This is a genomic window from Citrobacter sp. MGH110, assembly GCF_001037515.1.
GTDB classification, from domain to species: domain Bacteria; phylum Pseudomonadota; class Gammaproteobacteria; order Enterobacterales; family Enterobacteriaceae; genus Citrobacter; species Citrobacter portucalensis.
Genome location: NZ_KQ089830.1, coordinates 2,434,755 through 2,455,764, shown reverse-complemented (window position 1 = coordinate 2,455,764; position 21,010 = coordinate 2,434,755). Strand labels below are relative to the sequence as shown.

18 protein-coding genes are annotated in these 21,010 nt (G+C 54.1%); 7 read left to right on the top strand and 11 right to left on the bottom strand.

Features of this window, described 5'->3' with window-relative positions; all coding sequences use genetic code 11:
- The first annotated feature begins 8 nt into the window (after positions 1-8).
- From SK38_RS11695 to hemH, 5 genes are all read left to right on the top strand, one after another.
- On the top strand, positions 9-338 hold the full coding sequence (locus SK38_RS11695) for a YbaB/EbfC family nucleoid-associated protein (protein ID WP_003021764.1): 330 nt from the start codon (positions 9-11) through the stop codon (positions 336-338).
- On the top strand, positions 338-943 hold the full coding sequence (recR, locus tag SK38_RS11690) for a recombination mediator RecR (RefSeq protein ID WP_032942553.1): 606 nt from the start codon (positions 338-340) through the stop codon (positions 941-943). Before SK38_RS11695 ends, recR begins: the two co-directional genes overlap by 1 nt.
- Before the next feature lie 110 nt (positions 944-1,053).
- The gene (htpG, locus tag SK38_RS11685; protein ID WP_032942554.1) at positions 1,054-2,928 is read left to right on the top strand and encodes a molecular chaperone HtpG; all 1,875 of its coding nucleotides are present in this window, start codon (positions 1,054-1,056) and stop codon (positions 2,926-2,928) included.
- A gap of 231 nt (positions 2,929-3,159) precedes the next feature.
- Positions 3,160-3,804, top strand: coding sequence for an adenylate kinase (gene adk / locus SK38_RS11680; RefSeq protein WP_003021773.1), 645 nt, complete (start codon positions 3,160-3,162; stop codon positions 3,802-3,804).
- A 163-nt stretch (positions 3,805-3,967) separates the two neighbouring features.
- The gene (gene hemH / locus SK38_RS11675) at positions 3,968-4,930 is read left to right on the top strand and encodes a ferrochelatase (RefSeq protein WP_003831052.1); all 963 of its coding nucleotides are present in this window, start codon (positions 3,968-3,970) and stop codon (positions 4,928-4,930) included.
- Here the strand turns inward: hemH and aes are convergent.
- Positions 4,927-5,886: an acetyl esterase gene (gene aes, locus SK38_RS11670; RefSeq protein ID WP_003831053.1), complete on the bottom strand. Its 960-nt coding sequence runs from the start codon at positions 5,884-5,886 to the stop codon at positions 4,927-4,929. The genes hemH and aes overlap by 4 nt on opposite strands.
- Positions 5,887-6,038: 152 nt before the next feature.
- On the opposite strand from aes, the gene gsk reads away from it, so the two are divergent.
- Entirely contained in the window at positions 6,039-7,343 is a 1,305-nt protein-coding gene (gsk, locus tag SK38_RS11665; protein WP_003021781.1) for an inosine/guanosine kinase, read from the top strand.
- A 45-nt stretch (positions 7,344-7,388) separates the two neighbouring features.
- On the opposite strand, the gene ybaL is transcribed toward gsk, so the two are convergent.
- Positions 7,389-9,068 (bottom strand): YbaL family putative K(+) efflux transporter, encoded by a 1,680-nt coding sequence (gene ybaL / locus SK38_RS11660; protein WP_003021783.1) that lies wholly within the window; start codon positions 9,066-9,068, stop codon positions 7,389-7,391.
- A 225-nt stretch (positions 9,069-9,293) separates the two neighbouring features.
- A complete protein-coding gene (gene fsr, locus SK38_RS11655; protein WP_003021788.1) occupies positions 9,294-10,514 on the bottom strand; it encodes a fosmidomycin MFS transporter in 1,221 nt (406 codons plus the stop codon).
- Positions 10,515-10,688: 174 nt separating this feature from the next.
- On the opposite strand from fsr, the gene ushA reads away from it, so the two are divergent.
- Positions 10,689-12,341 carry a bifunctional UDP-sugar hydrolase/5'-nucleotidase UshA gene (gene ushA, locus SK38_RS11650; protein WP_048235961.1) on the top strand — a complete coding sequence of 551 codons (1,653 nt, stop codon included), beginning with the start codon at positions 10,689-10,691 and terminating at the stop codon, positions 12,339-12,341.
- 107 nt (positions 12,342-12,448) lie between these two features.
- On the opposite strand, the gene ybaK is transcribed toward ushA, so the two are convergent.
- From ybaK to hutW, 8 genes are all read right to left on the bottom strand, one after another.
- Complete coding sequence (gene ybaK / locus SK38_RS11645) at positions 12,449-12,928, bottom strand: Cys-tRNA(Pro)/Cys-tRNA(Cys) deacylase YbaK (RefSeq protein ID WP_003831056.1); 480 nt, start codon at positions 12,926-12,928, stop codon at positions 12,449-12,451.
- Positions 12,929-13,129: 201 nt separating this feature from the next.
- A complete protein-coding gene (locus tag SK38_RS11640) occupies positions 13,130-13,924 on the bottom strand; it encodes a TraB/GumN family protein (RefSeq protein WP_048235960.1) in 795 nt (264 codons plus the stop codon).
- Positions 13,925-14,077: 153 nt separating this feature from the next.
- On the bottom strand, positions 14,078-16,579 hold the full coding sequence (copA, locus tag SK38_RS11635; protein WP_032942557.1) for a copper-exporting P-type ATPase CopA: 2,502 nt from the start codon (positions 16,577-16,579) through the stop codon (positions 14,078-14,080).
- A 147-nt stretch (positions 16,580-16,726) separates the two neighbouring features.
- Positions 16,727-17,497, bottom strand: coding sequence for a heme ABC transporter ATP-binding protein (locus SK38_RS11630; RefSeq protein WP_048235959.1), 771 nt, complete (start codon positions 17,495-17,497; stop codon positions 16,727-16,729).
- Positions 17,494-18,486, bottom strand: coding sequence for a FecCD family ABC transporter permease (locus SK38_RS11625; RefSeq protein ID WP_048235958.1), 993 nt, complete (start codon positions 18,484-18,486; stop codon positions 17,494-17,496). The genes SK38_RS11630 and SK38_RS11625 overlap by 4 nt, the downstream gene beginning before the upstream one ends.
- Positions 18,487-18,537: 51 nt before the next feature.
- Positions 18,538-19,161 carry an anaerobilin reductase gene (gene chuY, locus SK38_RS11620; protein WP_048235957.1) on the bottom strand — a complete coding sequence of 208 codons (624 nt, stop codon included), beginning with the start codon at positions 19,159-19,161 and terminating at the stop codon, positions 18,538-18,540.
- Positions 19,161-19,655: a heme utilization cystosolic carrier protein HutX gene (gene hutX / locus SK38_RS11615; RefSeq protein WP_032942563.1), complete on the bottom strand. Its 495-nt coding sequence runs from the start codon at positions 19,653-19,655 to the stop codon at positions 19,161-19,163. Before hutX ends, chuY begins: the two co-directional genes overlap by 1 nt.
- A 12-nt stretch (positions 19,656-19,667) precedes the next feature.
- Positions 19,668-21,005 (bottom strand): heme anaerobic degradation radical SAM methyltransferase ChuW/HutW, encoded by a 1,338-nt coding sequence (gene hutW, locus SK38_RS11610; RefSeq protein ID WP_048235956.1) that lies wholly within the window; start codon positions 21,003-21,005, stop codon positions 19,668-19,670.
- Positions 21,006-21,010: the final 5 nt, after the last annotated feature.

The following is a 21,010-nucleotide window of genomic DNA, read 5'->3' as shown; positions in this document are numbered from 1 at the left end:
AGAAGCCTATGTTTGGTAAAGGCGGTCTGGGTAACCTGATGAAACAGGCCCAGCAGATGCAAGAAAAAATGCAGCAGATGCAGGAAGAAGTCGCCAAGCTGGAAGTGACCGGCGAATCTGGCGCGGGTCTGGTAAAAGTGACCATTAACGGCGCGCACAACTGCCGTCGCGTGGAGATCGATCCAAGCTTGCTGGAAGACGACAAAGAGATGCTGGAAGATCTGGTTGCTGCGGCATTCAACGACGCGGCGCGTCGCATTGAAGAGACGCAGAAAGAGAAGATGGCCTCTGTTTCCTCCGGAATGCAGCTGCCGCCTGGCTTTAAGATGCCGTTCTGATGCAAACCAGCCCGCTGTTAACTCAGCTTATGGAAGCACTGCGCTGTCTGCCGGGCGTTGGCCCGAAGTCGGCGCAGCGCATGGCGTTCACGCTGCTTCAGCGCGATCGCAGCGGCGGGATGCGTCTGGCACAGGCGTTAACGAAGGCAATGTCGGAAATCGGCCACTGTGCCGATTGCCGCACCTTCACAGAGCAAGACGTCTGCAACATTTGCTCGAACCCGCGTCGCCAGGAAAACGGTCAGATTTGTGTGGTGGAGAGTCCGGCGGACATCTACGCCATTGAGCAAACCGGGCAGTTTTCCGGACGTTACTTCGTGCTGATGGGACACCTGTCGCCGCTGGACGGTATTGGCCCTGATGATATCGGGCTGGATCGTCTCGAACAGCGACTGGAGTCTGAGCACATCAACGAACTGATCCTGGCGACCAATCCCACGGTCGAAGGAGAGGCGACCGCCAACTATATTGCTGAGCTTTGCATGCAATATGGCGTTGAAGCCAGCCGTATCGCCCATGGCGTTCCGGTAGGCGGCGAGCTGGAAATGGTCGATGGCACCACGCTGTCGCACTCTCTGGCAGGGCGACACAAGATTAAATTCTGAACAAACGGAGGCCGCGACGGCGGCTTCCGCTTGAAATCCTTCCCGCTTGTCCCCATTTCACCCTCAACGTGTTTTTACCATTGAAAATGGCATTGTTGAGGTAGATCTACATGAAAGGACAAGAAACTCGTGGTTTTCAGTCAGAAGTAAAACAACTTCTGCACCTGATGATCCATTCTCTGTATTCCAATAAAGAAATCTTCCTGCGTGAGCTTATCTCTAACGCCTCGGATGCGGCAGACAAGCTGCGTTTCCGCGCCCTGTCTAACCCGGACCTGTATGAAGGCGACGGTGAGCTGCGTGTACGTGTTTCCTTCGATAAAGATAAGCGTACGTTGACCATTGCCGATAACGGCGTGGGGATGAACCGTGATGACGTTATCGATCATCTGGGGACCATTGCGAAATCCGGTACTAAATCTTTCCTCGAATCCATGGGATCCGATCAGGCGAAAGACAGCCAGTTGATCGGCCAGTTCGGGGTGGGTTTCTACTCTGCGTTCATCGTGGCGGACAAAGTCACCGTGCGTACCCGCGCTGCGGGCGATAAGCCGGAAAACGGCGTGTTCTGGGAATCTGCGGGCGAAGGTGAGTACACCGTTGCCGACATCACCAAAGACGATCGCGGCACCGAAATCACCCTGCATCTGCGTGAAGGCGAAGATGAGTTCCTTGATGACTGGCGCGTACGTTCCATCATCAGCAAATATTCCGACCATATCGCGCTGCCGGTAGAGATCGAAAAATCCGAAGAAAAAGACGGCGAGACCGTGGTTTCCTGGGAAAAGATCAACAAAGCGCAGGCGCTGTGGACCCGTAACAAGTCGGAAATCAAAGACGACGAATACAACGAGTTCTACAAGCACATCGCCCACGACTTCACTGACCCGCTGACCTGGAGCCACAACCGTGTGGAAGGTAAGCAGGAGTACACCAGCCTGCTGTACATCCCGTCCCAGGCTCCGTGGGATATGTGGAACCGCGATCACAAGCATGGTCTGAAACTGTACGTCCAGCGTGTGTTTATTATGGACGACGCCGAGCAGTTCATGCCGAACTACCTGCGCTTTGTGCGCGGTCTGATAGATTCCAACGATCTGCCGCTGAACGTTTCCCGTGAGATCCTGCAGGACAGCACCGTCACCCGTAACCTGCGCAGCGCGCTGACCAAACGCGTACTGCAGATGCTGGAAAAACTGGCGAAAGACGACGCGGAAAAATACCAGACCTTCTGGAAACAGTTCGGCCTGGTACTGAAAGAAGGCCCGGCGGAAGATCACGCCAACCAGGAAACGATCGCTAAGCTGATGCGCTTCGCGTCTACGCACACTGACTCCTCCGCACAGACCGTGTCGCTGGAAGACTACGTGTCGCGTATGAAAGAAGGGCAGGAGAAAATCTACTACATCACCGCAGACAGCTATGCGGCAGCGAAGAGCAGCCCGCACCTGGAACTGCTGCGTAAGAAAGGCATCGAAGTGCTGCTGCTTTCTGACCGCATCGATGAGTGGATGATGAACTACCTGACCGAGTTCGACGGTAAGGCATTCCAGTCTGTTGCCAAAGCTGACGAGTCCATCGACAAGCTGGCGGATGAAGTTGATGAATCGGCAAAAGAAGCGGAAAAAGCGCTGACGCCGTTCGTTGAGCGCGTGAAAACCCTGCTGGGCGACCGCGTGAAAGAAGTGCGTCTGACTCACCGTCTGACCGACACGCCAGCCATCGTCACCACCGATGCGGATGAAATGAGCACCCAGATGGCGAAACTGTTTGCCGCTGCGGGCCAGGCCGTACCGGAAGTGAAATATATCTTTGAACTCAACCCGGACCACGTGCTGGTAAAACGCACGGCAGATACCCAGGACGAAGCGCAGTTCAAAGAGTGGGTCGAACTGCTGCTGGATCAGGCGCTGTTTGCTGAGCGCGGCACGCTGGAAGACCCTAACCAGTTCATCCGTCGTATGAACCAGTTGCTGGTGTCCTGATACCCGTAATGTAATGCCGGATGGTGCTAACGCTTATCCGGCCTACAGCATCTCGTAATAGTATGCCGGATACGGTGTTTCCACCGCCATCCGGCATTTTCTCGCCTTATTTTTAATTTTCCCACCGTTAACCGTTTCAGCGCCGGGCGTCTTTCTTGAGCCAATTGCGTGATGGTGGTATCGTTTAGCGCTTTTTAAAAAATATCGACAACCTTTAAGGGGATTTTCGTAATGCGTATCATTCTGCTTGGCGCTCCGGGCGCGGGTAAAGGAACTCAGGCTCAGTTCATCATGGAGAAGTATGGTATTCCGCAAATCTCCACCGGTGATATGCTGCGTGCCGCCGTGAAATCTGGCTCCGAGCTGGGCAAACAAGCGAAAGACATCATGGACGCCGGTAAGCTGGTGACTGATGAGCTGGTGATCGCGCTGGTAAAAGAGCGTATTGCTCAGGAAGACTGCCGTAATGGTTTCCTGCTGGATGGCTTCCCGCGTACTATTCCGCAGGCAGACGCCATGAAAGAAGCGGGCATCAACGTGGACTACGTTCTGGAGTTCGATGTTCCTGACGAACTGATCGTTGACCGTATCGTGGGGCGTCGCGTACACGCTGCTTCTGGCCGCGTTTACCACATCAAATTCAACCCGCCTAAGGTTGAAGGTAAAGACGACGTGACCGGCGAAGAGCTGACCACCCGTAAAGACGATCAAGAAGAAACTGTACGTAAGCGCCTGGTGGAATACCATCAGATGACCGCTCCGCTGATCGGCTACTACTCTAAAGAAGCGCAGGCGGGTAACACCAAATACGCGAAAGTTGACGGCACCCAGGCCGTTGCTGACGTGCGCGCAGCGCTGGAAAAAATCCTCGGCTAATTTTTTCGCGTAATAAACCTCTTATCAGGCCTGCCATTATCGCGTAGGCCTGATAAGCGTAGCGCCATCAGGCAAATTCTCGTCTTACCTCTCACAGCAATTAGTTCTTCTTTATCGCTTTTCCGCTACAATTATCAACAATTTGAATCGATAAGAGGCGGTAATGCGTCAGACGAAAACCGGTATCCTGCTGGCAAACCTCGGCACTCCCGATGCCCCAACCCCCGAAGCCGTTAAGCGCTACCTGCGCCAGTTTTTAAGCGATCCACGCGTAGTTGATACGTCACCTGCACTGTGGTGGCCGCTGCTGCGCGGGGTGATTTTACCGTTGCGTGCGCCACGCGTAGCCAAGCTGTACCAGTCAATCTGGATGGAAGACGGTTCTCCGCTGATGGTTTATAGCAAGGCACAACAGCGGGCGCTGGCAGAACGCCTACCAAATACCCCTGTCGCGCTGGGAATGAGCTACGGTTCGCCGTCGCTTGAAAGCGCGGTCGATGAACTGTTGGCAAGCGGGGTTGAACACATGGTGGTGTTACCGCTGTACCCGCAATATTCCTGTTCGACGGTAGCGGCCGTCTGGGACGAACTGGCGCGTATCTTAGCGCGTAAACGCGGTATTCCTGGCGTTTCATTTATTCGTGATTACGCCGATGACAGCAGCTACATCGATGCGCTGGCGAAGAGTGCCCGGGATTCATTTGCTCAACACGGTGAACCTGATTTGCTGCTGCTCTCCTACCACGGCATTCCGCAGCGTTACGCCGATGAAGGCGATGACTACCCGCAGCGCTGTCGCGATACCACCCGAGAGCTGGTTTCAGCGCTTGGTCTGCCGCCAGAAAAAGTAATGATGACCTTCCAGTCTCGCTTTGGTCGCGAACCGTGGCTGACGCCGTATACCGACGAAACGTTAAAAATGCTGGCGGAGAAAGGGACACAACATATCCAGGTTATGTGTCCGGGCTTCTCGGCAGATTGCCTCGAAACGCTGGAAGAGATAGCGGTACAAAACCGGGAGATTTTCCTCGAAGCTGGCGGTAAGCAATATGAGTATATTCCGGCGCTTAATGCCGCACCGGAACATATCGAAATGATGGTTAAACTGACCGACGCTTACCGTTAAAGCTGGGCTCTGAAGTAACGAGCGCCTTCCCGTAACGCATCGTCGGCGGTTTTCATCATTCGCGAATAGTGCAGGAAGGCGTGCAGCGTACCGGGGTACATTTTGTACTGGCAGGGCTGCTGATGCGCCTGCAACGTCTGGAATAGTAAGCGGCTATCGTCAATCAGCGGATCAAACTCAGCGCCAGCGATAAAACACGGTGGCACGTCACGTGTCAGATCGTTATTAAACAGGCAATAATACGGTGACTCGCGATCGTCAGCGCTACGCAGGTACGCGTTTTCGTACATCTGCAAGTCCTCGCGGGTTAACCCATCCCACGCTCCGCCCATCAGCCGTCGGCTCAGTGAATCCTGCAGGCCGTAAAGCCCATACCACAACAGCACCCCAGCCACCTTGCCGCAGACAATGCGTTTATCCCGCAGCCACAGCGCACTGGCAAGCGCCAGCATGGCTCCGGCGGAATCGCCCGCAAAACCGATATGATTCACATTAAGAGAATAGTCGCCAGCGTGCTGATGAAAATACTGGCAGACGGCGGCAATCTCTTCAATGGCTTGCGGGAAACGGGCTTCCGGCGCAAGTGAATAGTCGATACCAATTACCGTGCACTGCGTATAGCGCGCCAGCAAGCGCATAATACGGTCGTGGGTATCCAGATTACCGAGAATAAAACCGCCGCCGTGCAGATAATACAACGTTGCCAGGCTATGGGGCTGCGGTGAGTAAATACGTGTGGCCACGGGGCCGCATGCGGTAGAAATAACGCATTCACGGGTATTCATCTCTGGGGCATCGGCATTCCACAGCTGCCGTTCATGAATGTAGTGTTGGCGCTGGGCCACGAAGTCATCTGCAGCGGGCCACGGCGGCAGATCGTCGCGATGAAAATTCACCACGCTTTTCATTTCATCCGAAATTCTGTCGAGTACGGGGATCTTGTTTTCCGGCTTCATAAAACGCTCCTTGTGAAGGTGAGTTATTGTAGAAATTAATCCCGTATAAACTGCGATCTCACCGTCTGATATTGAAACTTAGCGCCGCATCGCATGCGTGGCAGGGAATGTGCTACCATGCATCGCTCAGTTAACCACCCGTAAAATCGACCATGAAATTTCCCGGTAAACGCAAATCCAAACACTATTTTCCCGTCAGCGCGCGCGATCCGTTGCTGCAACAAATTCAGCCAGAAAATGAAACCAGCGCAGCCTGGGTGGTAGGTATCGACCAGACGCTGGTGGATATTGAAGCCAAAGTGGATGATGACTTTGTAAAACGTTATGGATTAAGCGCCGGGCATTCTCTGGTGATTGCCGATGATGTCGCAGAAGCGCTCTACCAGGAACTGGTACGTGAAAATTTGATCACCCATCAGTTTGCGGGCGGTACTATCGGTAACACGATGCACAACTACTCTGTGCTGGCGGATGACCGCTCGGTGCTGCTGGGCGTGATGTGCAGCAATATCGAGATTGGCAGCTATGCTTACCGCTATTTATGCAATACCTCCAGCCGTACCGACCTGAATTACCTGCAAGGCGTTAACGGACCGATTGGCCGCTGCTTTACACTGATTGGCGAGTCAGGTGAGCGTACCTTCGCAATCAGCCCTGGGCATATGAATAAGCTACGAGCTGATAGCATCCCTGAATCAGTGATTGCCGGAGCGTCCGCGCTGGTGCTGACGTCCTATCTGGTGCGCTGCGAACCGGGTGAGCCGATGCCGGAAGCGACCATGAAGGCGATTGAATATGCCAAAAAACACAATGTGCCGGTGGTTCTGACCCTGGGCACCAAATTCGTCATTGCCGATAACCCACAGTGGTGGCAGGCATTCCTGAAAGAGCATGTCTCCATTCTGGCGATGAATGAAGAAGAGGCTGAAGCGCTGACCGGCGAAAACGACCCGCTGCTGGCGTCTGACAAGGCGCTGGATTGGGTGGATCTGGTGCTGTGCACGGCGGGTCCGGCGGGTCTGTATATGGCGGGCTTTACGGAAGAAGAAGTGAAACGTAAAACCCAGCATCCTCTGCTCCCTGGTGCTATTGCCGAATTTAACCAGTACGAATTCAGCCGCGCCATGCGCCATAAAGACTGTACCAATCCGCTGCGCGTGTATTCGCACATCGCACCGTATATGGGCGGACCTGAAAAGATAATGAACACCAACGGCGCAGGTGACGGCGCGCTGGCGGCATTGCTGCATGATATTACCGCCAACAGCTATCACCGCAGCAACGTGCCTAACTCCAGCAAGCACAAGTTCACCTGGCTGACCTATTCGTCGTTAGCCCAGGTGTGTAAGTATGCTAATCGCGTGAGTTATCAGGTGCTGAACCAGCATTCACCGCGCTTGACGCGCGGTTTACCGGAACGTGAAGACAGTCTCGAAGAGTCGTACTGGGACCGTTAAATCTTGCATAGGCCGGATAAGCGATAACGCTATCCGGCACGGACATTAACTGGCCGTAGCAACTTCACCTGCAGGCGGCGTTTCAATCAGCTCCAGCATGGTGCGGGCGATTTCACGCTCACCCATGACGACCTGGTTGGCGCCGCGTTCGGTAATATATTCCACCTCATCGTCATAATGCGCGCGGGCGATAATCTCAATCGACGGGCATTTCTCACGTGCAGAAGCGACAATTTCACCCGCTTCATAACCATTGGGAATGGTCAGCAGCAGCCAGCGCGCGCAATCCAGATGCGCCAGATTCATAATCTCTTCGTTGGCGGCATTTCCCAGTACCGCGCGGATCCCACGCTCGCGCAGTTCATCCACCCGGGTACGTGAGGTTTCGATCACCACCAGCGGGATCCCCGCAGCCATCAATTTCTCACCCAGCAGGCTGCCGACGCGACCAAAGCCAACCAGCAAGGCATGGTTGCAGATATCCACCGGAATTTGCTTCTCTTCTTCGATAGCCTCTTCCAGCGTCTGCTCTTCCAGCGTTTCTGTTTTGGCGAGGTATTTTTCTAACACCGCAAACAGCACCGGGTTGAGCATGATGGACAGGATTGCCCCCGCCAGCACCAGATTCTGTCCGGCCTGCGGCAGCAGGTTCAACGCCATTCCCAGACCCGCCAGGATAAAGGCAAATTCACCAATCTGCGCCAGGCTGGTGGCAATGGTGAGCGCCGTGCGTTGGGAGTGACCAAACAGGCGCACCAGGAAATAGGCGGCAAGGGATTTACCAAAGATGATAATCGCCAGCGTGCCCAGTACCGCCAACGGCTGCTGGATCAGAACTAACGGATCGAACAGCATCCCGACGGAGACGAAGAACAGCACGGCGAACGCATCGCGCAGCGGCAGAGTGTCATGCGCCGCACGGTGGCTTAGTTCAGATTCATTCAGCACCATACCGGCGAAGAACGCGCCCAGCGCAAAGGAGACATCGAACAGCTCTACTGCGCCAAAGGCGATACCTAAGGCGAGGGCGAGGACAGAGAGGGTAAACAGTTCGCGTGAACCGGTTGCGGCGCTGCGGGCCATAATCCACGGTACCAGGCGACGACCCACCAGCATCATAATCGCGATAAACGCCACCACCTTCCCGATGGTAATGCCCATATCGACGGCCAGCGAGGCGAAGCCGACGTCTTCTTTTTCCAGCATCCCGGCGACGGCTGGCAGGAGAACCAGCGTCAGCACCATCATCAGATCTTCGACAATCAACCAGCCAATGGCAATTTGCCCGCGCTGGCTGTCAATGAGCTGTCGTTCTTCAAGCGCGCGCAGTAGCACCACGGTACTGGCGGTTGAAAGACACAGACCAAACACGATCCCCACCATCAGCGACCAGCCTAATACGGCTGAAAGCGCCATACCCAGCAGCGTTGCCACTGCTATCTGGGCAATCGCGCCGGGAATGGCGATAGACTTTACCGCCATCAAATCCTTCAATGAAAAGTGCAGCCCCACGCCAAACATCAGCAGAATAACGCCAAGCTCGGCCAGCTCAGGCGCGAGCTTAGTATCAGCAACAAAACCAGGTGTAAATGGACCGGCCAGAACGCCCGCTAACAGATATCCCACCAGAGGAGAAATACGCAGTTTATTGGCAATCATGCCTAATATAAAAGCGAGCACAAGGCCGCCGACAATGGTGGTGATAAGCGGGGTGGCGTGATGCATTCCGTCTCCTTTGGTTGCTGTGATGATCCTGAAAACTCAAACTACGAGTAATAGTTTATGACAATTTTAATGTTTATGTTTATGAATAATTATTGAATTTTGAAGAAAACGGGATTTTAAGCGTAAAAAAGCACGGATCGGAAAAGTACGGTGATATGTGAGAGGTAAAGGCTGATGGCTACTGCAAGTAATGACGGCCAAAATTTACTTTTGGCCGTCAGAAAATCAGGCTTTGTGTCGGTTATCAGGTAAGAATATGGTCAGTATTCCCAGAAGTGGCAGGAAAGCACATATTTTGTAGACCAAATCGATACTGGTATGGTCGGCTATCAGCCCTAGCACCGCGGCTCCCAAGCCGCCCATGCCGAAGGCAAAACCGAAAAATAGCCCAGAAACCATGCCGATACGCCCAGGAAGCAGCTCCTGCGCGTAGACCAAAATAGCAGAAAACGCCGATGCGAGGATAAAACCAATGATCACGGTTAAAATTCCGGTCCATTCCAGCGTTGCGTAGGGTAAAACGAGGGTAAATGGCGCAACGCCGAGGATAGACCCCCAAATAACATATTTTCTGCCAATTTTATCGCCTAATGGTCCGCCAATCACCGTCCCGGCCGCGACGGCAAACAGGAAGGCAAACAGGTGAAACTGGGCGTTTTGTACCGATAATCCGAATTTTTGCATCAGATAAAAGGTGTAATAGCTGCTGATGCTCGCCATATAGAAGTATTTGGAGAAAATCAGCACCAGCAGGATGCTTACCGCTAGCACCACTTTATTGCGCGGTAACGGATTAACGATGGCGACTTTCGGTTTTCCTTTACTCATCCGATGCTGCGCGGCATACCAACGGCTGATTTGCGCCAGGACGACAATCGCTAATAACGCAGCCAGAACAAACCAGGCCACATTACCCTTACCATATGGCGCGATGATGACAGCTGCCAGCAAGGGTCCCAGAGAGCTGCCGAAGTTGCCGCCAACCTGGAAAATTGACTGCGCCAGGCCGTGACGACCGCCGGAGGCCATGCGCGCCACGCGGGACGATTCCGGATGAAATACCGAAGAGCCGGTGCCAACCAGCGCCGCGGCGAGCAGCACCATATGGAAACTACCGGCCATGGCCAGCAAAACAAGTCCGCTCAGCGTGAAGCACATCCCAATGGGCAGCGACCACGGCATCGGGTATTTGTCCGTCCAGTAACCCACCACCGGTTGCAGCAGCGAGGAAGCAAGCTGGAAGGTTAGGGTGATCATCCCGATCTGCATAAACGTTAGCGAGAACTCTGACTGCAATAGCGGATAAATCGCCAGGATCAGCGACTGAATCATATCGTTTAGCAGATGGGAGAGGCTGATCGCTCCTAAAATGCCAAATGAGGTGCGTGCTTTAGCAACCGACGCTGACGCGCCAGCCACAGGCTGGGTTGGTTCACTTATTGCCATAGAAAGTCACTTCTGTTTGGGTTGCGATTATGAGGGTAATCTATTTTGTTATTATTACCTGACTAACATACCTGCGGAAGGTGTTTGAAGGAAGTCTCATTTCTGAAAACATTTTCGACTATTATTTCATATCATTGTAATTTCAGTCGTTGATTTTGGCTCAGGGAGAGAAATATGAAGTTTTTAAAACGGGGCGTGGCGCTGGCGTTATTAGCCGCATTTACGCTGGCAGGTCAGCCTGCACAAGCGTACGAAAAAGATAAAACCTACAAAATTACCATTCTGCATACCAACGATCATCACGGTCACTTCTGGCGCAGCGAATACGGAGAATACGGACTGGCGGCGCAAAAAACGCTGGTGGACAGTATTCGTAAAGAGGTGGCAGAGGAAGGGGGAAGCGTACTGCTGCTTTCCGGTGGCGACATTAATACCGGCGTACCGGAGTCCGATCTGCAGGATGCGGAACCTGATTTTCGTGGGATGAACCTGATTGGCTATGACGCAATGGCGGTCGGAAACCACGAGTTTGATAATCCCATGACCGTACTGCGTCAGCAGGAAAAATGGTCCAAATTTCCGTTTCTCTCGGCCAATATCTATCAGAAAAGCACCGGCGAGCGTCTATTTAAGCCGTGGGCCATCTTTAAGCGCCAGGATTTAAAAATTGCCGTACTCGGTTTAACCACCGACGATACGGCAAAAATAGGCAACCCCGAGTTCTTTACCGATATTGAGTTCCGTAAACCTGCTGATGAAGCCAAACTGGTTATCCAGGAACTGAATATGGGTGAAAAGCCAGACATCATTATCGCGACCACCCATATGGGACATTATGACAACGGCAACCACGGCTCGAATGCCCCTGGCGATGTCGAAATGGCGCGTAGCCTGCCGGCGGGATCGCTGGCGATGATTGTCGGTGGTCACTCGCAGGATCCGGTGTGTATGGCTTCAGAGAACAAGAAGCAGGTTGATTACGTACCGGGTACGCCGTGTGCGCCAGACAAGCAAAATGGGATCTGGATTGTGCAGGCGCACGAGTGGGGGAAATATGTGGGCCGGGCGGACTTTGAGTTCCGTAACGGCGAAATGAAAATGGTCAACTACCAGCTCATTCCCGTCAACCTGAAGAAAAAAGTGACCTGGGACAACGGTAAAAGTGAGCGCGTACTCTATACCCCGGAAATAGCTGAAAATCAGCAAATGCTTTCGTTGCTGACGCCGTTCCAGAATAAAGGTAAAGCGCAGCTCGACGTGAAAATAGGTAGCGTCAATGCGCGCCTCGAAGGCGACCGAAGCAAAGTCCGTTTCGTGCAGACCAACATGGGACATTTGCTGCTGGCTGCGCAAATGGCGCGAACCAGCGCTGATTTTGGCGTGATGAGCGGCGGTGGCATCCGTGATTCCATCGAAGGCGGCGATATCACTTATAAGAGCGTGCTGAAAGTACAGCCGTTCGGAAACATCGTGGTGTATGCCGACATGAGCGGGAAAGAGGTGATTGACTATCTGACCGCCGTGGCGCAAATGAAGCCGGACTCCGGGGCCTATCCACAGTTTGCCAACGTCAGCTTTGTGGCGAAAGACGGCAAGCTTAACGATTTGAAAATCAAAGGCGAATCCGTTGACCCAGCCAAAAACTATCGTATGGCAACGCTAAGCTTCAACGCAACCGGCGGCGATGGCTATCCGCGAATTGATAACAAACCAGTCTATGTGAATACCGGGTTTATTGATGCAGAAGTGCTGAAAGAGTTCGTGCAGAAGAACTCACCGCTGGATGCCAGTGTGTATGAGCCGAAGGGGGAAGTTACCTGGCAGTAACAGGGCGGAGTGCCGGATGGCGGTGCGGGCACCTTATCCGGCCTACAGGTCAGTGCGATTTGTAGGCCTTAAAGCTGCGCGCCATCAGGCAATCATTCTATAACCGCTTAATCGCGGCGTGCGATGTCGGCGAATTTCGCATCCAGAATTTTCGCCAGATCGCCCGCTGCCAGTTCGATATCCAGCCCGCGTTTGCCGCCGGAAACATAAATGGTGTCAAACGTCTGGGCAGGGGCATCAATGAGCGTTGGCAATCTCTTTTTCTGTCCTAATGGGCTGATCCCCCCCACCAGATAACCGGTGGTTCGTTGCGCAACCATTGGATCGGCCATATCGACCTTTTTAGCCCCCAGAGCCTTAGCGACCTTTTTGAGATCCAGTTGACCGGCTACAGGCGTGACCGCAACTGCCAGATGCTTCATATCGCCATTCACGGCAACCAGCAGCGTTTTGTAGACCTGGTCCGCATTCAGACCTAACTTGCGCACCACTTCATCACCAAAGTTCGTCTCGGACGGATCGTGATCGTAGGTGTGGATCTGGAAAGAAATTTTGTTTTTTTCGAGTAATTTAACGGCGGGTGTCATAGCAATTTTCCTGGACCAGACAAAATACGACTCAAGCATACGCCTGATGTCTGTCTAAAAAATAGTACCATCTTGCGCAATAGTATTGGCAGGATGATGACTTTGAGCGACAATCGAACTACACCGATGCTTTAAGCATTGGGATCATAATAATGATGAAATTCCTCTTTGACGGGCCAATAGAAATATTGGCCATTTTTTTTACCGTAACATCTCCGGCAAATTTCCCTCTCCGTACAGATGCAACGCGCCAACGGCCACGACGTAATGACCAGCAGGCATCGCCCTGAGCCGATCGCGCCAGGCTGTGTTGCGTTGATGCATCAATACGTCATACAACGACTGGCTAAAGGTATTGGGAAGCGTCAGTTCGCTATTGCGTGGCGGTGTTTTAAGCCACCAGCCCATCATTTGTTGCAACAATCTGGCATTGGTATGCCAGTGCGTCAGAGTATCGTCCAACAGAGCCAGTCCGTTATCAGGCAACTGACATAACAGCTCGATTTGACTGGGTGCGCCTTCCAACTCGATAACGGGTTTATGCGCTTGTTTTGCCGCTTTCAGCAATTGGTAATCAATCCCGTATTCTGCCCGTAGACCTAACTGCTGTGCCTGTGTCGCCTGTAATACCATGGCGATTTGCCACAACGGCTGAGTAGATAACAGCGATGGGGAAATACCCAGTTCGTTGGTGACTTTACGCAGGTTTTCTAACTGCTCCGGGCTGATACGTTCTTCGAGTGCGGCAAATGTAGGAAGGTTAGCAAACGGCGCGTCGTCACCGGAAACATCCGCTTCGACAATCAGCGCGTCGGCATGGTTGAGTTTTTTGAGTAATTTGGCAGGCAGAGGTGCCATATCGCGACTGCCCATGTGAATACTGCCAATCAGATGAAAATGGCGGTTGCCGGGCAATGAAATGTCGATGGCAGGCCAGGTATAGTGGTTGCCGCGTAGCGCGGTGAAAAATGTTTTTACCCGGTATAACAGATCCATACGACCTCCCTAAGTAGACTTTCATGCTAGCGCGTGGTCCAGGAAGGTGCAATGCGAGAATTGCCGGATGGCGACGCGAAATCTTCTTATCCCGCCTACAATGTTACCTGCACTTTGTAGGCCGGATAAGCGTGAGCGCCATGCGGCAGAGGGTTACTCTTTCGGTTTGAAGCGCAGCAGTCGGTTAGCGTTGCTCACCACAGTAATGGAGGAGAGCGCCATCGCCGCCCCGGCAACGACTGGATTCAGCAGTGTTCCGGTGAACGGCCACAGGATCCCCGCGGCAACGGGAATACCGATGCTGTTATAAATAAACGCGCCGACCAGGTTCTGCTTCATATTACGCAACGTTGCCCGGGAGATAGACAGCGCATCCGCGACGCCCATCAGGCTATGGCGCATCAGCGTAATCGCGGCGGTTTCAATCGCCACATCGCTGCCGCCACCCATGGCAATCCCTACATCGGCCTGAGCCAGCGCAGGTGCATCGTTGATACCGTCACCCACCATGGCAACCTGACGCCCCTGGCTTTGCAGACGTTTAATCGCCTCGGCTTTACCGTCCGGCAGAACACCGGCAATCACCTCATCAATACCGGCTTCTTTGGCAATAGCGTTAGCCGTGGTCGGGTTGTCACCGGTAAGCATCACCAGACGATACCCGTTGCGGTGCAGACGCTGAAGTGCTGCCACGCTGTCGCTACGCAGTGGATCACGCACCGCTAACAGCGCCGCCGCTTTACCATCAATCGCCAACAGGACCGGGGTTGAACCCTGGGATGCCTGAGCGGTGATTTCAGCTTCCATTTCAGTGGTATCTACCTGTTGCTCATTGAGCAGCGCCTGGTTGCCCAGCAGCAGCGTATGACCTTCCGTTTCACCGCTTACGCCTAAACCGCGCAGCGTACGGAAACCATTGACCTGTGGCAGCGTAACATCACCGGCTTTGTCCAGTATCGCTCTGGCCAGCGGGTGGCTGGATCCCTGTTCAAGGGCTGCTGCCAGACGAATTGCCAGTGCTTCATCGGTGTTGCCAAACGTTTTGATGGCGACAACCTGCGGTTTACCTTCAGTCAATGTCCCGGTTTTATCAAATACGACGGTATCAAGCGTACTGGCGCGCTGAAGCGCATCGGCATCACGTACCAGAACCCCAAACTCAGCAGCACGACCCACACCGGAAATAATCGACATTGGTGTAGCCAGGCCCAGCGCACAAGGGCAGGCAATAATCAGTACGGTAGTGGCAATCACCAGCGTATAAACAATTTGTGGTGCCGGCCCGAAGAAATACCAGATTGCCGCACTCACCAGCGCAATGACGACGACGACCGGAACGAACACTGAGGAGATACGGTCGGCTAGTTTACCAATCTCCGGTTTACTGCTTTGCGCCTGGCGCACCATACGAATAATGCGTGACAGCGTGGTATGGCTGCCAACGGCACTGGCGCGGAACAGCACGCTGCCGTCCTGTACGACCGTACCGGCGTGGACGCTATCGCCTTCGCCTTTTTGTTGCGGAATAGGCTCTCCGGTCAGCATGGCTTCATCCAGCCAGGCTTCGCCCTGAGTGATTTCGCCATCTACCGGAACGCGGTCACCGGTGGTCAGGCGCAGCAACATTCCCGCCTGAACGTCTGCCAGCGGCACGTTCTTTTCGCCTTCGTCGGTAACAACACGCGCGGTCGGCGGTGTCAGATCGAGTAATTTTTCCAGTGCTTTGGACGAACGCTGGCGAGCCCGCGCTTCCAGCATGTGCCCGAGGTTAATCAGACCGATAATCATCGCACTGGCTTCATAATAGAGGTGTCGCGCTTCCATCGGGAACCATTGCGGCCAGAGGTTGACGCTCATGGAATAAAGCCATGCCACCCCTGTACCCAGCGCCACCAGCGTATCCATGGTCGCGGTGCCGTTCATCAGGCTTTTCCACGCGTTGCGGTAAAAATGACCGCCCGCGAAAACCATCACGGCAAGCGTTGCCAGACCAATCGTCAGCCACAGGCTGCGGTTGTCGGCAGTGACCATCATGTTTTCGCCAATCATTCCCCATACCATGACAGGGATACCCAACAGCAGCGCGACGGCCGCCTGCCAGCGAAAACGTTTCATGGTTGCTACGGCGGTTTCTTGCTGACGCTCGCGGCGCTTAACATCATCTTCAATGGCTTCTGCACCGTAGCCCGCTTTTTCCACCGCTTTCACTAACTGGTCGGCGGACGCACTGCCCATTACCAGCGCAGTACGTTCCGCCAGGTTTACCCGTGCCTGCGTGACACCCGGTACGCTTTGCAGAGCATCTTGTACGCGGATAACACAGCTGGCGCAGCTCATGCCGTTTAACAGCAACTGTTGGCTGTCATCATCAGCCGTAGCTGCCGGAAGCTCGGAAGGGACCGCTGCCAGTGCTTCCGACGGGATTGATGACTCCGTCAGCGGTTTAGCCTTTGGGTGGCTTAACTCCGCGCCGTAACCGGCTTGTTTGATGGTTTCAATCAGCGCTTCAGCACTGGCGCTCCCGGTGATGTGCGCTTCAGTCACAGTGACATCCGCTTGCTCAACGTCCGGGCGTTGCTCCAGACTTTCTTTAACGCGTTTTACGCAGTGACCACAGGACAAGCCGTCCAGGGTTAGATCGATTGTTTGAGACATAACCAACTCCTTTATTGCAGGATTAACTGACTGTGATAAAGGTTAAACCTTCCATCTGGGGGAAGGTCAAGGGAGTTTTTAGAAAAGGTGCAAAAAGGGCGTAAAGGAAGAAAAACGGGAACGTCAGGTCAGCACGTTCCCGGTCTGTTATTGATTGAGAACGATAAGCGGCGTTCGATGCTGCGGTTCATTCATCACCGTGAGATCGGCGCCGTACAGTGCATTTAGTGACGATTGCTGCAGAACATCCTGCGGACGACCGTTATCAACTATCCTGCCGCGTTCCATCAATACAACGCGGTCAGCATAGCGCGCCGCAAGGTTGAGATCGTGCAGGACGCAGCAGACGCTGAACTGTCGTTCACCTACCAGACGACGCAGCAGACGAAAAAGATGCTGTTGGTGGTGAATATCCAGGGCGGAGGTGGGTTCATCGAGAAACAACCATTTTGGCCTGGGTTCGGGCTCCCAAAGTTGAACCAGCAGACGCGCCAGCTGTACCCGCTGTTGTTCTCCTCCCGACAGATGCCGGTAATCGCGCGCGGCCAGCGCCTGGCAGTCACACAACGTCATGATGTGCTCCGTTTCATCGCCCGTGTTGCGCGTACGATACGGATGCCTGCCCATGCGGATGACCTCCTGCACGCTAAACGGGAAGGCCATATGACTGTTCTGGCGCATCACGGCACGGGTTTTTGCCAGCTCGGTGATTGACCACTCGTTCAGCGGCTTGCCAAACAAGCTACAACGCCCGCTGTGGGGCTGCAGATAGCCCGTAAGCTGGCGAAGCAGCGTCGATTTTCCGGCCCCATTCGGGCCAAGAATCGCGATGATTTCTCCATCAGGTAGCGTCACGGAAACGTCATCGGTCAGTCGTCTGCCCTGAATGTGGTAGACCAGATTTTCAGCGACGATCATGACATCCTCCGGCTACGCAGTATTAACCACAGGAAATACGGTCCACCGATCAGGCTGGTTAACAGACCAACGGGCATTTCGGCAGGCTGAACAAGTGTGCGGGCCAGCGTGTCGGCAATCAGAAGTAAACAGGCGCCGGCCAACGTAGAGCAAGGAATCAACCAGCGATGATCGGCGCCGGTAGTCATTCTGATCAGATGCGGGATCACCAGGCCAATAAAGCCAATCACGCCGCTGACGGAAACGGCAGCGCCAACCAGGAGCGAGCTGAGCAACAGTAACTGCTGGCGCTTACGTTTGACGTTTACGCCGAGGTAATGCGCCTCTTCATCACCCAACTGCAGCAAATTAAGCGTTCCCGCCATACAGACGGTGACTGCAATGGCTGGAAGAACAAACGTGCTGGCAACCAGCAGCGTTGGCCACTGGGCCTGGCCGAGATTCCCCATCATCCACAGCGTAAGTTGACGTAGCTGCTGTTCGTCGCCCACATAGCTCAGCACACCAATAGCCGAACCGCACAGAGCATTGATAGCGATACCTGCTAACAGTAGTTGCATCATTCCGCCGTGGTTATGACGCTGACTTATCAGGAAAATAATCGTGCAGACCACCATGCTGCCCGCGACGGCAAAAATCATCTGCTCATACAACACCAGCACTACGGGGAATGAAAATGGGATAACTATCGCGATGCCGACCATCAGCGCGGAGCCGCTGCTGACGCCAAGCAGGCCGGGATCGGCCATTGGATTGCGAAAAAGTCCCTGCATAATGACCCCTGCCGTAGCCAGCGCAGCACCGACCAAAACGGCCAGCAGTACGCGGGGCAGGCGGATGTTCAACCAGATATCTCGGTATTCGTCGTTGAACAGGGCGCTGAAGCTAATGTTCAACGCCCCCTGGCTGGCACCGAACAGCATCAGAGCGACCAGCAAGAGAGAAAGGCCCGTCAGAATGCTGACGGAAGAAAGCGAGTCCTTAAGCACGCAACGCTCCATAACGTCTTTGCGGCGCGAAGTTTCCGCGCCGCGAGGGGTTTACGCGGGTTTCAGTCCCGGCTCAACTAAACTGTAAATCTGGTTATTGAGTGTCGGCGCCGTGGCCAGTTCGTGAATGTGCCTGGCAACATCCGCGCGCATCACAAAGCCATGACACTCCTCGGCCTGTATGCGTTGCGCCAGACCTGTGGCTTCACCATTCAGCAAACCGCCGGGGCGGAGAATGGCGTAGTCCAGTAGACTGGTTTGTAGCCAGCTTTCAGCCAACGATTTTTCCCGTACGGCCTGGCCAAATGCGGCCCTGGCGCGTGGGGACAAAAAGGGCCAACTGTCGCCACAGCCCAGAGAGGTAACCAGAATCATGCGTTTGATCTCAGCTTTTTCTGCTTCATCAATGATGGTTCTGTGCGCCAGATAATCCTGGGCACCGCCCATGGAGGAGATCACCGTGGCATGCTGACCCGCTGCGCGACAGGCGCAGGCGGTGACCTGGCTGTCGCAGGCGTCGCCAATAAAGACCTGCACACCTTTTTCCTGCAGCCCGGCAGCAACCTGGGGATTGCGAACGACAGCAATCACCGGACGACGCTCCGCCAGTGCGAGCTCCAGCGTTTTCGCGCCGACGCCGCTTCCACCTGCACCAAAAATAAGCCATGGAGCCATCAGGCATGTTCCTTTAAAGATGAAGACAACGTGTGAAAGGCGCTGACCTGTTCGGCCAGCAGCTGTCGATGCTCATCGCGACCGAGGAAAATTTTGAACATAGCGCTGCCCGCCTGGTTGAAGAAGAGAATGGACGCAGTGTCCATTCCCATAAATTTGCGTTCAATCAGGGCAATATGCGTGCAGTTTTCTGCCTTGATATGACCGGTCATGCCTTTTTTGCCGCGCAGGTTGAAGTAACCGTGGCGGTGGAATCCGGAAGGTAATTCACCGGTGAATTCCAGAATGACATCAGCAGTATGGACCAGGGTGGTGACTTTGCCCCATTCGCAGACGGTTTCCCAGACGGTATCAAATTGACTGCCGGAAACCAGCGTTGGGGAAGGGAGGTTTTTCACCACCTCCAGCAATGTAGTGTTGTACTGGGCTGCGATAGCTTCCAGCGTACCGTCCGGCTCAGTTTTCAAAAAATCCTGTAAAGAGACATGGCTCATTATTCACTCCTTTTATGGTTGCTCTACCGCAATGCGCGGCGCGTTAAGTTCCTGAATCAGTTCATCAAGAGACTGCAAAATATTGCTCGCCCAAAAACGCCCTTCATTGGTCAGGCGTACACAGGTGCTGGCATCTCGCGTCAGTCCTGCGTGATGCCATTGGGTCAGTAGCGGGGCCAGTTTTTGTGCATGAGGCGTCAGCTCATCCAGCGGAATGCGGGCCGTCTCAATACCGGCCTGGAGAGTGTGTCGCCACTGGAAACCACGCTCGGCGGTGCGCATCATCATCATTAGCGGTTTTTTTCCGGCGGCGATAGATTCATGCCATGTATTCAGGTTGCGCTCGACCATCCAGGAATAGCCATTGACTGACCCTCCTGCGCCAGAGCCGAATGCCAGACAGTCTGCACCCTGTTTAATCAGCAGGTTGTACAGATTGCGTTCCCGTGTGGTACGCGCCCAGTGGCTGTTGCTGATGCAGCGCCAGCCCGCGCTGTCCATGAAATCGCAGCCCTGAAGATAGAGATCGCGGCGTTCGGCGGGAGAGGGAACGGTAGTGCGCCCGGTTTCAACCGCTTTGCCAAGCGGTGTATTAGGGATCAGATTCAGCGCATAAAGATCTACGCCGTCGAGGCCGATGTCGCGGGCAATCGCCAGATCCTCGCCCCACAGTTTTGCGTCTTGTCCTGGCAGACCAAACAGCAGATCGCACACCACGGCGGCACGATCTCGTTTTACCAGTCCCTGCATAAAGGCCGTCGCGGTCGGGCCGTCCGAAGTACGCGCCATTTTCTTGCGGATTCGGCTGTTAAAAGACTGAATACCGATTGAAAATCTATTGGCGCCAGCGTCAAGGCAGGCATCAATTCGCGCATCGTCAAAATTGAGCACCCGTCCCTCAATGGTGATTTCGCAGTCCGGCGCCAACGGTAGCTTGTCACGCAGCGCGGTAATGATTCTGGCCAGGTCCTGTGCAGACAGCGCAGAAGGCGTACCGCCGCCAAAATAGACGGCGTGAATGGGGGCCGACTGATGTAATGCGCTATCAGCTTCCATCTCTATTTCGCGCAACAGCGCGTTGGTGTAGCGGGCGCAGTTGTCTTCTTCAAATCGGTTTTGATAAAAACCGCAGAAAGTACAATGTGTTGCACAAAAAGGAATATGCAAGTACACCAGCCGTTTACGCGGTGGGGTTGGCTGGCTGATGACCTCCTGCCAGGTCTGTGACAATAGCTCTTTGGCAACCGGGATCGCCCCACGCCAGGGCATCGTGGCGCGGCGATCCTTAAATGGCTGACTTCCCTCGAGCGCAAAATGCGCGGTGAGATCCAGCGAGTGTTCAGTTTTCATTCTTC

What these genes read in the sequence shown, in the direction of transcription:
- SK38_RS11695 (WP_003021764.1), top strand. Translation starts at nt 9, where the DNA reads ATGTTTGGTAAAGGCGGTCTGGGTAACCTGATGAAACAGGCCCAGCAG.
- recR (WP_032942553.1), top strand. Translation starts at nt 338, where the DNA reads ATGCAAACCAGCCCGCTGTTAACTCAGCTTATGGAAGCACTGCGCTGT.
- htpG (WP_032942554.1), top strand. Translation starts at nt 1,054, where the DNA reads ATGAAAGGACAAGAAACTCGTGGTTTTCAGTCAGAAGTAAAACAACTT.
- adk (WP_003021773.1), top strand. Translation starts at nt 3,160, where the DNA reads ATGCGTATCATTCTGCTTGGCGCTCCGGGCGCGGGTAAAGGAACTCAG.
- hemH (WP_003831052.1), top strand. Translation starts at nt 3,968, where the DNA reads ATGCGTCAGACGAAAACCGGTATCCTGCTGGCAAACCTCGGCACTCCC.
- aes (WP_003831053.1), bottom strand. Translation starts at nt 5,886, where the DNA reads ATGAAGCCGGAAAACAAGATCCCCGTACTCGACAGAATTTCGGATGAA.
- gsk (WP_003021781.1), top strand. Translation starts at nt 6,039, where the DNA reads ATGAAATTTCCCGGTAAACGCAAATCCAAACACTATTTTCCCGTCAGC.
- ybaL (WP_003021783.1), bottom strand. Translation starts at nt 9,068, where the DNA reads ATGCATCACGCCACCCCGCTTATCACCACCATTGTCGGCGGCCTTGTG.
- fsr (WP_003021788.1), bottom strand. Translation starts at nt 10,514, where the DNA reads ATGGCAATAAGTGAACCAACCCAGCCTGTGGCTGGCGCGTCAGCGTCG.
- ushA (WP_048235961.1), top strand. Translation starts at nt 10,689, where the DNA reads ATGAAGTTTTTAAAACGGGGCGTGGCGCTGGCGTTATTAGCCGCATTT.
- ybaK (WP_003831056.1), bottom strand. Translation starts at nt 12,928, where the DNA reads ATGACACCCGCCGTTAAATTACTCGAAAAAAACAAAATTTCTTTCCAG.
- SK38_RS11640 (WP_048235960.1), bottom strand. Translation starts at nt 13,924, where the DNA reads ATGGATCTGTTATACCGGGTAAAAACATTTTTCACCGCGCTACGCGGC.
- copA (WP_032942557.1), bottom strand. Translation starts at nt 16,579, where the DNA reads ATGTCTCAAACAATCGATCTAACCCTGGACGGCTTGTCCTGTGGTCAC.
- SK38_RS11630 (WP_048235959.1), bottom strand. Translation starts at nt 17,497, where the DNA reads ATGATCGTCGCTGAAAATCTGGTCTACCACATTCAGGGCAGACGACTG.
- chuY (WP_048235957.1), bottom strand. Translation starts at nt 19,161, where the DNA reads ATGGCTCCATGGCTTATTTTTGGTGCAGGTGGAAGCGGCGTCGGCGCG.
- hutX (WP_032942563.1), bottom strand. Translation starts at nt 19,655, where the DNA reads ATGAGCCATGTCTCTTTACAGGATTTTTTGAAAACTGAGCCGGACGGT.
- hutW (WP_048235956.1), bottom strand. Translation starts at nt 21,005, where the DNA reads ATGAAAACTGAACACTCGCTGGATCTCACCGCGCATTTTGCGCTCGAG.